The sequence below is a fragment of the Lysinibacillus sp. RC79 genome (assembly GCF_041262405.1).
Lineage (GTDB): Bacteria > Bacillota > Bacilli > Bacillales_A > Planococcaceae > Lysinibacillus.
Genome location: NZ_JBGCCD010000001.1, coordinates 331260 through 343082, shown reverse-complemented (window position 1 = coordinate 343082; position 11823 = coordinate 331260). Strand labels below are relative to the sequence as shown.

The following is an 11823-nucleotide window of genomic DNA, read 5'->3' as shown; positions in this document are numbered from 1 at the left end:
CGTATTGATAAATAACATTTCACGGTTATTATCAACCTTTACATGCTATGATATAGGTGAATTTGTTGCACGGAAGGATTGTGAAACTATTGGAATTTAGACCTTGCATTGATTTACACGATGGCAAAGTAAAACAAATTGTTGGCAGCACATTAGGTCATAAAGATCAAGAAGTTATTGAGAACTTTATTTCAAATCATGACTCTAGTTATTATGCAAAAATGTTTGCCACGGATCAATTAACAGGTGGTCACGTCATTATGCTAGGTGATGGGAACGAAGAAGCCGCATTAGCAGCACTAGCAGCATATCCTCAAGGGTTGCAGGTTGGTGGCGGCATCACCACGGAAAATGCAAAAAAGTATATTGATGCGGGAGCTACCCATGTTATTGTCACATCATTTATATTCAATGATGGCAAACTCCATTTAGATCGATTAAAGCAATTAGTACAGATTATCGGTAAACAGCATCTTGTCATCGATTTAAGCTGCCGTATGCGCGATGGAAAATGGTTTGTTGTTACTGATAAATGGACAAAGTTTAGTGATTTTGAAGTAAATGCTGAGTCTATTGCATTTATCGAAAATTTCTGTGATGAACTACTTATTCACGCTGTTGATGTGGAAGGGAAAAAAGGCGGTATGCAGGAAAGCTTAGTGCAAGATTTAGCCACTTGGACAACTATTCCAACAACATATGCTGGTGGAATTCGATCTTTACAAGACTTAAAGAAATTTAAAAACATCTCAAATGGTAAACTTCATGTGACGATCGGTAGCGCTCTTTCAATTTTTGGTGGAGATTTACCTTATTCAAATGTGGTGCATTATTGCAAAAAAGGCGGGGTATTGTGAAGTTAATATATAAGGATTATGTTTTCCCTTTTCAAGAAACAAATTTAGAACGCATTATATATGGAAAATATTTCAAGATAAATACGAAGGATAATTCTCTTTCGTTACATATACAGCTAGATGATGAACAAATGCTACTTGAGTTTTCAAAATCTTTAAAGGCAACATGCGGCTTCTTACGTGATCAAGAAACAGAGCCTTATATTGGCATTTATATCGATTTACAAATATTCGTTGATGAATTTAATAAACGATACAACTTACATGCTGAAATTATCGTTGATTACGAAGGGGACTAAACACCCCCTTTTTTAATTTTACAATGTAAATTTATGAAACAAGAATGCAATACATAGATTCAGAGCACTTATTTCTATTTAGTCGTTATTTTTGTTAAGCTAATATTGAATATTAAATATTTAGTTACTTCGTTGTGAGCTAACAACTAAAAGAAAGGATTTTATGTAGTATGAAAAATGAACTTGAAGCAACCACTATAAAAACTTTACAAACAGAATTAACACGCTTCTTCTTAGCCTATAAATTTGCCTTGCAAGAAATTGAAACGAAAATAAATATTTTACAAGAAGAGTTTAAACTAATTCATGAATATAACCCGATAGAGCATTTATCAACTCGAGTAAAATCACCGAAAAGTATATTATTGAAGGTCAAGAAAAGGAACCTTAAGCCATCTATTGAAGCAATTCGTGAAAACATTCGTGATATCGCAGGCGTCCGAATTACATGCTCCTTTGTAGAAGATATATATAAAGTGAGTGCAATGTTACAGGCACAAAATGATATTGAAGTTGTGGAGGTAAAGGATTATATTGCATCCCCAAAGGGAAATGGCTATCAAAGCTTGCATCTTATTATAAAAATCCCAATTTTTATGTCTGATCGTATGGAAAAGGTCTATGTCGAAATTCAAATTCGTACAATTGCAATGGACTTCTGGGCCAGCCTTGAACATAAAATCTATTACAAATACAACAAGGAAGTACCTGAACATATCCGTTTTGAGTTGAAGGAGGCAGCCATTCAAGTAGCTGAACTCGATCGAAAAATGGAACGACTGAATGAAGAAATCAATATTTTAAAAGCGAACGAAGCAGAGTCATCATTTTTAGAAACTACTCCAATTGCACATTTAGCACAATATATCTATCAACTACCATTTGATGATCATTCCGAGGATGATGAAGATTAAAATAAATAAGGATGCTGAACTAGTTTCGGCATCCTTTTAGTTTGTTGAAATCCTATTACGTAAATGAATAGTATTACTCTTCGGCACAACGAGGGGTTGATTTCCGTTCCGGCTGGGCGCTTTGCCGCTGACGCTTCGCTTTCGCGCAGAGCAGAGCTTCCTGGGGGCGTCCGATGAGCCGCTTCGCTCCAGGGTCTCGGGCCAACACGATGTTGGTCACGAAGGCGTTATCACAGGAAGTGATGCTTTTAGCCTTCGTTCCTCTATTGCTGATCCCCAAGGAGTCGCCCAGCCTCCACTCCAATCAACAATTCACCTAGCATGTATTATTTAGCATAGGATGTTATTTATAATAATAATACTTTTGCTGAGGAGTTGTTGATTTTTCAAGGAGAGTGGCGACTCCTGCGGGATGAGCTTGCGCTGAAAGCCCCGCAGGAACGTAGTGACGAGGAGATTGAAGCCAAGCCCGCGGAAAGCGCCAACTCGGAGTGAAAATCAACCTTTGCTTATTGATACACTTTAATATATTTTTGTTCTCTTGTAGACAATTTGAAAGGATGCCAATGTAATTTTGGCATCCTTTCAGTATTTTTGAGAGCTTTTAAATTATATTAGTTAAATCGCTGTGCAATCATATCGTAAAGATAACGTGCTTGGTCGTATTCTGGCTGTAATGTAAATGCTTGTTTTAGGTGGTACATAGCATCTTCTGTTTGCTCAGTAGATACCGCATATAATACACCTAAATTATAATGTGCATCTGCGTTATTCCAATCCTGTTCAATCAAATAATCTAATTCCCTTTTACCTTCTTCAAACATTTCTAATGCACATAGCACGATCGCATATGCTAGACGAATTTGTGTATCTTCTGGTGCAAGCTCTGAAGCTCGTTGTAAGTATGGCAGTGCAAGCTTCGAATTTTCCATTCGTTCAAAGCATTTGCCCATCATATAATACACATCTGCGCCTTCAATTTTATGTTTTAGTGCTTGCTCATAAAGCTTTACTGCTTCCGCATATCGTTCCGCATTATAATATAAATTTGCTAAACCATAATAAGCAGTTGCTGCTGTTTCATCGACAGTGATTGCTTTTTGAAAAAAGCGTTCTGCTCGTTCAGTATCCTCTAAGACTGCTAAGAGATTTCCGAAATTCACATAACCTATTGGGTTTTTAGGCTCTTCTTCAATCGCTTGTGTAAAAAGTTGTGCAGCATCCTCGTAGCGCTTTTCTTGAAACGCTTGAATGCCTTGCTCGTTAAAATCCATTGTTTTTCTTCACCTCTATGTAGCGAAAGACTGCCTAAATTCTATACGCTTTAGGAAAGAGTATAAGCAGTCTTTTCGCAAATTAACCTACATATGTTAGTTTTTCATTATTTTTGAAAACTTCGTCGATTGTACCGCCACCTAAACATTCTTCACCGTCATATAGTACAACAGCTTGTCCAGGCGTAATCGCACGTACTGGCTCAGCAAACGTAATATGTGTACGTCCATCTTCTAAAATTTCCACTTCTACTGGTGTATCTGTTTGACGATAACGGAATTTTGCTGTGCATGAAAATTTCCCGGGCAATTTTTTTGTCGAAGTATAGTTCATTTTCACAGCAGTCAGTGAAGTAGAAAATAGTGAATCATTATTGAAACCTTGTCCCACTAGTAACACATTGCGCTCCAAATCTTTCCCTAACACGAACCAAGGTTCACCATCACCACCAATTCCAAGACCATGACGTTGACCAAGTGTATAGTACATTAATCCGTCATGCTGGCCCATTACGGCACCATCCATCGTCTCCATTTTACCAGGTTGAGCTGGTAAAAATTGACTTAAAAATTCTTTGAAATTACGCTCTCCTATAAAGCAAATTCCTGTTGAATCCTTTTTCTTCGCTGTAGCTAACTCAGCTTCCTCCGCAATTTTACGGACTTCCTTTTTCTCAATATGTCCAATTGGGAACATTACATGCGACAATTGTTCCTGTGATAATTGATTTAAGAAATACGTTTGATCTTTATTATTATCAATACCACGAAGCATTTTAACTTCGCCATCGCCACTACGATCAACTCGAGCATAGTGACCTGTCGCTAAATAATCAGCTCCTAGATCCATCGCATGCTCTAAAAACGCTTTAAATTTAATTTCTTTATTACACATAACATCAGGATTTGGCGTGCGTCCTGCTTTATATTCTTCTAAAAAGTATGTGAAAACCTTATCCCAATATTGCTTTTCAAAATTCACTGCATAGTAAGGAATCCCGATTTGATTACATACTTTAATAACATCATCATAGTCTTCTGTAGCTGTACAAACGCCATTTTCGTCTGTATCATCCCAGTTTTTCATAAAAATCCCGATTACTTCATATCCTTGTTGTTTTAGCAAATATGCAGCAACCGAAGAATCTACCCCACCGGACATGCCGACAACAACACGAATTTGTGAGGGGTCACGTGTTTCTTTCATATTGGTCACCTTTTCTTTTATTCAAATTCCAATCAAATTTTTTAGCGAATTATTTTTTCGCTAGTCTTTTCACAATCGCTGCTGTTTTTTCAGCCGCATGTTGTACATCAGCTTCTGTTAAACCTTGACCGAAGCTAAAGCGGATCGAGTTACGTAATTCCTCTACCCCTTGTCCAAACATCGCAACTAAAACGTGTGATGGATCAATGGCGCCAGCAGTGCACGCTGAACCACTCGATACGCAAATACCTGCCATATCTAGATTTACTAGGAATGACTCTACTTCCATACTAGAAAAACTTACATTTAAAACGTGTGGGAGCGTATTTTCTAAATCTCCATTCACATGAAATGCTAGATTTTCCTTCGTAAAAACATCCAGCATCATTTGCTTAAAGCGATTGTATAGTGCGCGCTTCTCTTCTCGCAACTCATTTGCAATTTGCACTGCAGTAGCAAAGCCAATCACTGCGGGCACATTTTCAGTACCTGCACGACGTTTTTTCTCATGCGCTCCCCCTAATGCATAACTAGTAAATGGTGTTCCTTTTTTTTGGTAAAGGAAACCAATACCTTTAGGACCATTAATTTTATGTGCGGAAACACTTAGTAAATCAACATGTAACTCAGCAACATTAATTGACTCTAAACCATATGCCTGAACAGCATCTGTATGGAAAATAGCCTTATGTTCACGTAACAAGTCACCAATTTCAGCAATCGGTTGAATCGTACCAACTTCATTATTGCCGTACATAATCGTTACTAAAATTGTATCCTCACGTAATGCATTTCGCACGTCTTCTACAGAAACACGTCCTTTTTCATCAACCGGCAAATATGTCACATCAAAGCCATCTCGCTCAAGTTTTTCACAAGTATGTAACACAGCGTGATGTTCAATTTGTGTGGTAATGATATGCTTCCCTTCAGCAGCCCGTGCATAAACAGTGCCAAAAATAGCCGTATTATCCGCCTCTGTTCCGCCACTTGTTATAATAATTTCCCCAGGTTGAGCACCAATTGATTGGGCAAGTATTTCACGTGCATTATCTAAATATTTACGTGCCTCTCGACCTATCCCATGAATACTTGATGCATTCCCATAAACCTGTTGCATTGCTGTAGTCATAGCGTCTATTACTTTGTCATTCATTGGTGATGACGCTGCATGATCGAGATAAATATATGAATTCATGTTGAAAACTCCTTTGTACGAAAAGCGCTAAAGACTCATCTCCCTTCCTCAGGGTAGGGAGATGTACTTTAGCCTAATTTTAAATATAGAACATATAGCCTTCCGCTACATTTTCCTCAGTATATTGAGCTAGATCCTCAATTGACGTTGTATCCAATACATTTTTCACAGCATCACGAATGCGGAGCCACAACTCTCGCTGAGGTGCTTCTTCATTTTCAATACCTTCTACTGGTTGAATTGGACCCTCTAACACACTAATAACATTAGCTGCCGAAATTTCACTTGGTGGATTTGCTAGCATATACCCACCATATGCACCACGTACACTTTTCACTAAGCCAGAATTACGTAATGGTGAAACCAACTGCTCTAAGTATGCCTCAGAAAGCTCCTTTTCAGCAGCGATTTTGCGTAGTGGAATAGGTCCTTCTCCATAATGCTTTGCTAATTCAATCATAATCGTTAGCCCATAACGGCCCTTTGTAGAAATTTTCATTTTATCACCCTCAAATAGTCTAGTCAAAATACTACCAACAGTATATCATAATCTCCTCTCGAAGAACTCGGAAATACTCTCGGGAGGTTATGATATACTATTAATTGCGCCTTAGTATAGTTAGGCAAAATACTATTAACGCTTCATTATAAGCACGAAAAAACATAATAATTGAAAGGGGGAATTTTTAATGCATAACGAACCACTCGCTTATCGCATGCGTCCTTTAACCCTTGAAGAGATTGTAGGACACCAAGATTTTATCGGTCTAAACACCGCTCTTTATAAAATGATTCAAAATGAGCATGTTCCATCCATGCTACTATACGGTGAGCCAGGTATCGGGAAAACGTCAATAGCGAATGCCATAGCAGGAAGCTCGAAGCTTCCATTTTTCGCACTAAATGCTACTCGCGCTGGTAAAAAGGACGTTGAGGATATTGTACAGGAAGCTCGAATATCTGGGAAAGTCCTTCTTTTTTTAGATGAAATTCATCGTTTTAATAAATTACAGCAAGATGCTTTGTTACCACATGTTGAAAACGGTTCTATCGTGTTAATTGGAGCTACGACGGAAAATCCGTATCATGATGTTAATCCCGCTATTCGCTCACGTTGCGGAGAAATATATCAACTAAAACGTTTAACGAAAGAAAATATAATCGAACTTGTAAAAAAAGCACTTTCTGATGAAAAACGCGGGCTAGCTAAACATCATTTTGTATTAACAGATCATCAAATTGAGCAAATTGCTGAAGCAGCTAATGGTGACGCACGGAAGGCATTAACTTTGCTTGAATCAATTTATTATGCAAGTGATGAAGTAGACGGTCAAACAATTGCTGCTGATCATATCATTGAGCATCTTATCGGCAGAATTGGCGTTTATGGTGATAAAAAAGGATCCCATTTTTATAATTTACTATCTGCAGTACAAAAATCAGTTCGTGGAAGTGATACAAATGCAGCATTGTATTATTTAGCTCATTTATTGGAAACAGGTGATTTAGTAGCTGTTAGTCGACGCTTACTTGTTATGGCCTATGAAGATATAGGCCTTGCCAATCCTGATGTAGGACCCCATATGCTTGCGGCTGTACAAGCGGCTGAGCGCTTAGGGCTACCCGAGGCGCGTATTCCGCTTGCAAGTGCTGTTATTGAAATGTGCCTTGCATCCAAATCCAATTCTGCAATTATAGCTATCGATGCAGCCATTGCTAGCATTCATGAAGGAAAAACAGGCGATATTCCACATCATCTCCGCGATGCTCATTATGAAGGGGCAAAAGATTTAGGTCATGTAGGTTATCAATATCCCCATAACAGCCCTGTTGGAACATTCGGTGGCTGGATCGACCAGCAATATTTACCCGATGAGCTTGTGGGAACCGAATTTTATAAACCTGTTATTGCAGGTGAAGAAAAACGAATGGCAGGAATCTACGAAAAGCTTAAATCTTTTCATAAGGATGAAAAGTAATATCGTTACATTACTATTAAAAATAGGGCACTTCAATTTTAACAAGAAGCGCCTTATTTTCTTTTATCTTGTTACTAAAAACAGGACTGACTGCTAAGCAATCACCCTGTAAAGGTTGCCTTATTTGTTGTATAGCGCTTATTGTAAAATTGGTTTAATGTATCTTCTACATTTCTCATTGATGGTAATTTAGTCGTTTCTTTTTCCTCTTTTTCTTTTTCGATATCATGTAAATAATGAAGAAAATTGTGGGTTTGATAGAGTAGACTAGCAAACTCCTGGGCGTTCTCCCGTACTTCAGAGCGAATTGCTTTTACAGCAATTGCTTGACCAATTGATTGCTCTCTTGATGGAGAGGTTTGATCATCTACATGATCATCTGTAGTTCTATATAATAATTTTAATGCCTCATAAACTTCCTTGTTATCACTAAAACGTTCCTTTATCCACCGTAAGACAAACTGTAATAGGACAACGGCATAAATGAGTGACAGAGACTCATCTCCAAAAGATTTTTTCGACAAACGTTTAAAGTAGTCGGCTTGTGTCACCAGTTCGAATATGATGAAACGAATTGGATACAGGAGCGCATGTCCACTGTTGATATATAATTTTTCTCGATCTTTATACATAGCCAACCAAAAATCCCTAACTAATGAGATAGATTTTCTTGTCGAGAGAGCTAATTGACATTGGATAAGCTCATGTTCAAGTGTTGGCTGTATAAGCTGTCGAAATAGAAGTTCCTCATCCTCACTTACTAATAAGAGTGGTTTTTCTAATTTCGCCAAATCGATTTCAATACCGTTTATTAACATTGCACAGCCCCCTTCTTAAAATGCTTACTGTATGGAATAAACCATGATCATCACCATAACGTGGGTTGAGTTTCATTGTGATTGGTACTCCAATCAACTTAAATATGGTGTACGTTTTGATGATGAGGCATAAACCTTACACATAGATTTTCAATTTTTTAACTATATTTCGACAAAAATTTATAAATCCCTTTTAAGAAAAAAGTCATTATTTTATTTCCGTACAACAAAATTTTAACACTACTATAACGATCTTCTCACAAAATCTATTAACATTCACAAAAAAATCTGCAAAACTTTATGAGTTGGAAATCCAATCCTCCCTCACAAAGCAGTGTGCTGTAAGGATTGGTAGATCAACCGCAAAAAGTAAGCAGATTCTAGACTGTTATTCTATTTTATGAAAGTGATGATAAATCACGCCTAAATTATTTCGTAATTTCATTATCAACAAATACTTTAAATTGTTGTAAGCATTGTTTGACTGCACCTTTTTGTTCAAGTACTGCATTTCGTAGCGATACTGTTTTCTCTTCATCCCCCACGACTTCACTATAAAGTGCAAAAATTGCTGACAATAATTGTTCATTCTCTTCTTGGTCAATGCTAGGTAAAGAATAGGCGGCAATCGTTAATAATTGCTCAACTTTTTCAGGTGTTTTTTGTAACTCATTGGATGAATAATAAGTTGATGCCGCTAAAAAGTAGCAAAGCTTTGCACAACAATCTATAAACAAATGCCAATATGTGTTGGCACTTGGTAATTCACCCGTTCTATTGTTTAGATATTCTTTATAAAATGTTGTAGCTTGTGTATATAAAGGATTTAGTCCTTTCATAGCCTTTGGATAATTATTAGATGTATCCAAATAATCAAATACAATATCATTCATTTTCTCTTGAAGCTTTACAATGTCTAAATGATCACGAATTACTTGAATTTCCATTTTACCACTCTCCGATGTTGGCATTTGTTTTCTAAACGTCATTCCTACTCCCCTAAGCAGTCCTGCACATTCTAAACAAACTGATTTATTATCTATTGGAATTATTAAAATTATAGCAATAAACCAAATAAAGAAGTGGTCACATGAAAAAAATAAGGCAATTTAGTGAATTAATAGCATTTTTGAGCACGTAAGGCGAACAATTTTGGTAAAATTATATTCTTTGTACATAATCATCAAATAAAGATTGCTCTTTCGTTCGATCAACAATTTCGATAATACTTCCTTGTCCATATTTTTTTATTCTTTTTTGTGGCATATAAAAATAGGCAGTGTTTGTAATTAACCACTCACTAAGCGTTAGTTCACTATCTGGCTGTTGATTTGTCAATATATGTTTATGTCGAAGTATATCCGCCATTTTGTAAAAACCGTCTGATAGTTCGAAAGCCGAAACATCAAAATTAAAAATAGGGCTAACAACCTGGCCAACATCAAATATGTGTATTGTTTGTCCTTCTTCATCGATAGCTAATTCTACAGTGCTAATTTCATCGAATAGATTTAAGCCCCTATATTCCATTTGATAGATTTTCTCCATCATAAAACGCCTCCTATTATAGTTTCTACAGCAAATGTTGGAGGAGTCATAATGCGAAGCTGCCCAAACATCTTAAATTGTATAGATACCCTAGCAAATATCGTAGACCTCTTTTTTACAACGCTCCTATTGTAGCATAGAAAAAGCAGCTGTCTGACATCGAGACAGCCGCTTCCATAAAATGGTTCATCATCAGTTTTTTATTTTTATCGAGAAATTATTTGAGTTTATCGATAAATATTATTAATTTATCGGTGAAAATTCTTAATTTATCGCCTAACTTTTTGAATTTATCGCCCAACTTTTTAAATTTATCGACATAACAGATTTTTCAAAGTTTTTTAACCTTGTACACGTGTAATTTTTACATCTTTTAAGATTGTATTTACTACCCAACTTGCTGCAATTAATCCAGCTACTGAAGGAACAAATGCATTGGAAGATGGAGGCATTTTTGCTTTACGGATAGCTGCATCTGGTTTACCGACATGCTCCACAACATCTGGACGAACTACAATAGGACTCTCATCTGAGAACACAACCGTTACTCCTTTATGAATACCATCCTTACGTAATTTTGTACGAATTACTTTAGCCAATGGGTCCGTATGCGTTTTAGAAATATCCGCAATTTTGAAACGAGTAGGATCCATTTTATTTGCTGCACCCATACTAGATATCATTGGAATATTGCGCTTTAGACATTCCTTCATAATATGAATTTTATACATCACTGTATCACTCGCATCAATGACATAATCTATGCCTTGTGCGAAAAATTCCTCATATGTTTCCTCCGTGTAAAACATATGCATATCAATTACTTCACATTCTGGATTAATATCAGCAATACGCTCTTTCATGACACCTGACTTAGATTTTCCAACCGTTGAAAGATAGGCAACTAATTGACGATTAACATTCGTAATATCTACATTATCCTTATCCACCAAAATAATGCGGCCAATACCACTTCGTGCACATGCCTCAGCAGCAAATGAACCTACACCGCCTACGCCAAGAATGGCTACCGTTGTATTTTTTAATTTTTCGAGTCCCTCTGTTCCTATTGCGAGCTCATTACGTGAAAATTGATGTAACATCCTTACACTCTCCGTCTATTGAATTTTGATCCCGCTTTAACGGGCAGTAATTTATCTTTACCGCAAGCGAAGCGTCAAGTACAACACTCCCACCTCAACATCTAGTGAATGCAAAGAAGTTAGGTGGGCGATACACTGCCCGTAAAAGCCCGATTTTGTGATCAGCGGTAGATAAAGCCCCCCACTGATTACTTTATTAGTAAACCTAGTTATATACTAAGATAAAATCAAACCTATCTTACATTTTATCACGATATTCATCAAGTGAAAATTATAACTAAAAAAATAAGTATTCCTACTAAATCAATTATGCCTCGGCATAATTGCGTCCGGAATCGGCTTTGTGCTTAGGCCTGCGTGAGGGCCGACACGATGTCGGTCATTTCGGTAATGCCACAAGACGTGGCGTTCTTAGACTGAGTTCCTCTATTTCAGCGGATGTCTTTTGTACCGAAAGCGTAGCGACAGGTACAGATGTTTGGACACCCGCTGAAAGAAGTTAAAATACTTTTTTTAGTATGTAAAGTTTGAATTGTGCCCATAAAAATCTATATGTTCACAGCTTGAAGTAGAAAATTTAGGCAATTGAATAACACACGTAATCCAATTGCCTTTAGTCTTATCAC

Annotated in this window: 12 protein-coding genes; 4 read left to right on the top strand and 8 right to left on the bottom strand. The window is 37.0% G+C overall.

The annotated features are described in order from the left end of the window. Positions 1-89 precede the first annotated feature (89 nt). From hisA to ABH968_RS01650, 3 genes are all read left to right on the top strand, one after another. The gene (gene hisA / locus ABH968_RS01660; RefSeq protein WP_370041966.1) at positions 90-857 is read left to right on the top strand and encodes a phosphoribosylformimino-5-aminoimidazole carboxamide ribotide isomerase; all 768 of its coding nucleotides are present in this window, start codon (positions 90-92) and stop codon (positions 855-857) included. Beyond that, on the top strand, positions 854-1156 hold the full coding sequence (locus tag ABH968_RS01655) for a hypothetical protein (RefSeq protein ID WP_370041964.1): 303 nt from the start codon (positions 854-856) through the stop codon (positions 1154-1156). Before hisA ends, ABH968_RS01655 begins: the two co-directional genes overlap by 4 nt. Before the next feature lie 170 nt (positions 1157-1326). Further along, positions 1327-2070: a GTP pyrophosphokinase gene (locus ABH968_RS01650; protein ID WP_370041963.1), complete on the top strand. Its 744-nt coding sequence runs from the start codon at positions 1327-1329 to the stop codon at positions 2068-2070. A 614-nt stretch (positions 2071-2684) separates the two neighbouring features. Here the strand turns inward: ABH968_RS01650 and ABH968_RS01645 are convergent. From ABH968_RS01645 to cymR, 4 genes are all read right to left on the bottom strand, one after another. After that, positions 2685-3344, bottom strand: coding sequence for a tetratricopeptide repeat protein (locus tag ABH968_RS01645; protein WP_370041961.1), 660 nt, complete (start codon positions 3342-3344; stop codon positions 2685-2687). Positions 3345-3426: 82 nt separating this feature from the next. After that, positions 3427-4551 carry a tRNA 2-thiouridine(34) synthase MnmA gene (gene mnmA, locus ABH968_RS01640; RefSeq protein WP_370041959.1) on the bottom strand — a complete coding sequence of 375 codons (1125 nt, stop codon included), beginning with the start codon at positions 4549-4551 and terminating at the stop codon, positions 3427-3429. A 49-nt stretch (positions 4552-4600) separates the two neighbouring features. Continuing rightward, a complete protein-coding gene (locus tag ABH968_RS01635; RefSeq protein WP_370041957.1) occupies positions 4601-5749 on the bottom strand; it encodes a cysteine desulfurase family protein in 1149 nt (382 codons plus the stop codon). Between the two features lie 79 nt (positions 5750-5828). After that, on the bottom strand, positions 5829-6248 hold the full coding sequence (gene cymR / locus ABH968_RS01630; protein ID WP_053596201.1) for a cysteine metabolism transcriptional regulator CymR: 420 nt from the start codon (positions 6246-6248) through the stop codon (positions 5829-5831). Positions 6249-6438: 190 nt separating this feature from the next. On the opposite strand from cymR, the gene ABH968_RS01625 reads away from it, so the two are divergent. Further along, a complete protein-coding gene (locus ABH968_RS01625; protein WP_370041955.1) occupies positions 6439-7728 on the top strand; it encodes a replication-associated recombination protein A in 1290 nt (429 codons plus the stop codon). Positions 7729-7829: 101 nt separating this feature from the next. Here ABH968_RS01625 and ABH968_RS01620 read toward each other — a convergent pair whose 3' ends face one another. The 4 genes from ABH968_RS01620 to ABH968_RS01605 all read right to left on the bottom strand — a co-directional run bounded on the left by ABH968_RS01620 (position 7830) and on the right by ABH968_RS01605 (position 11197). Beyond that, on the bottom strand, positions 7830-8546 hold the full coding sequence (locus tag ABH968_RS01620; protein WP_370041954.1) for a hypothetical protein: 717 nt from the start codon (positions 8544-8546) through the stop codon (positions 7830-7832). A gap of 428 nt (positions 8547-8974) precedes the next feature. Further along, entirely contained in the window at positions 8975-9535 is a 561-nt protein-coding gene (locus tag ABH968_RS01615; protein ID WP_370041952.1) for a hypothetical protein, read from the bottom strand. A gap of 172 nt (positions 9536-9707) precedes the next feature. Continuing rightward, a complete protein-coding gene (locus ABH968_RS01610) occupies positions 9708-10097 on the bottom strand; it encodes a hypothetical protein (protein ID WP_370041950.1) in 390 nt (129 codons plus the stop codon). A gap of 338 nt (positions 10098-10435) precedes the next feature. Further along, positions 10436-11197, bottom strand: a complete 762-nt coding sequence (locus ABH968_RS01605) for a tRNA threonylcarbamoyladenosine dehydratase (protein ID WP_132356940.1) — start codon at positions 11195-11197, stop codon at positions 10436-10438. Positions 11198-11823 lie beyond the last annotated feature (626 nt).

What these genes read in the sequence shown, in the direction of transcription:
- ABH968_RS01610 (WP_370041950.1), bottom strand. Translation starts at nt 10,097, where the DNA reads ATGATGGAGAAAATCTATCAAATGGAATATAGGGGCTTAAATCTATTC.
- ABH968_RS01615 (WP_370041952.1), bottom strand. Translation starts at nt 9,535, where the DNA reads ATGACGTTTAGAAAACAAATGCCAACATCGGAGAGTGGTAAAATGGAA.
- ABH968_RS01605 (WP_132356940.1), bottom strand. Translation starts at nt 11,197, where the DNA reads ATGTTACATCAATTTTCACGTAATGAGCTCGCAATAGGAACAGAGGGA.
- ABH968_RS01620 (WP_370041954.1), bottom strand. Translation starts at nt 8,546, where the DNA reads ATGTTAATAAACGGTATTGAAATCGATTTGGCGAAATTAGAAAAACCA.
- ABH968_RS01645 (WP_370041961.1), bottom strand. Translation starts at nt 3,344, where the DNA reads ATGGATTTTAACGAGCAAGGCATTCAAGCGTTTCAAGAAAAGCGCTAC.
- mnmA (WP_370041959.1), bottom strand. Translation starts at nt 4,551, where the DNA reads ATGAAAGAAACACGTGACCCCTCACAAATTCGTGTTGTTGTCGGCATG.
- ABH968_RS01625 (WP_370041955.1), top strand. Translation starts at nt 6,439, where the DNA reads ATGCATAACGAACCACTCGCTTATCGCATGCGTCCTTTAACCCTTGAA.
- ABH968_RS01635 (WP_370041957.1), bottom strand. Translation starts at nt 5,749, where the DNA reads ATGAATTCATATATTTATCTCGATCATGCAGCGTCATCACCAATGAAT.
- cymR (WP_053596201.1), bottom strand. Translation starts at nt 6,248, where the DNA reads ATGAAAATTTCTACAAAGGGCCGTTATGGGCTAACGATTATGATTGAA.
- ABH968_RS01650 (WP_370041963.1), top strand. Translation starts at nt 1,327, where the DNA reads ATGAAAAATGAACTTGAAGCAACCACTATAAAAACTTTACAAACAGAA.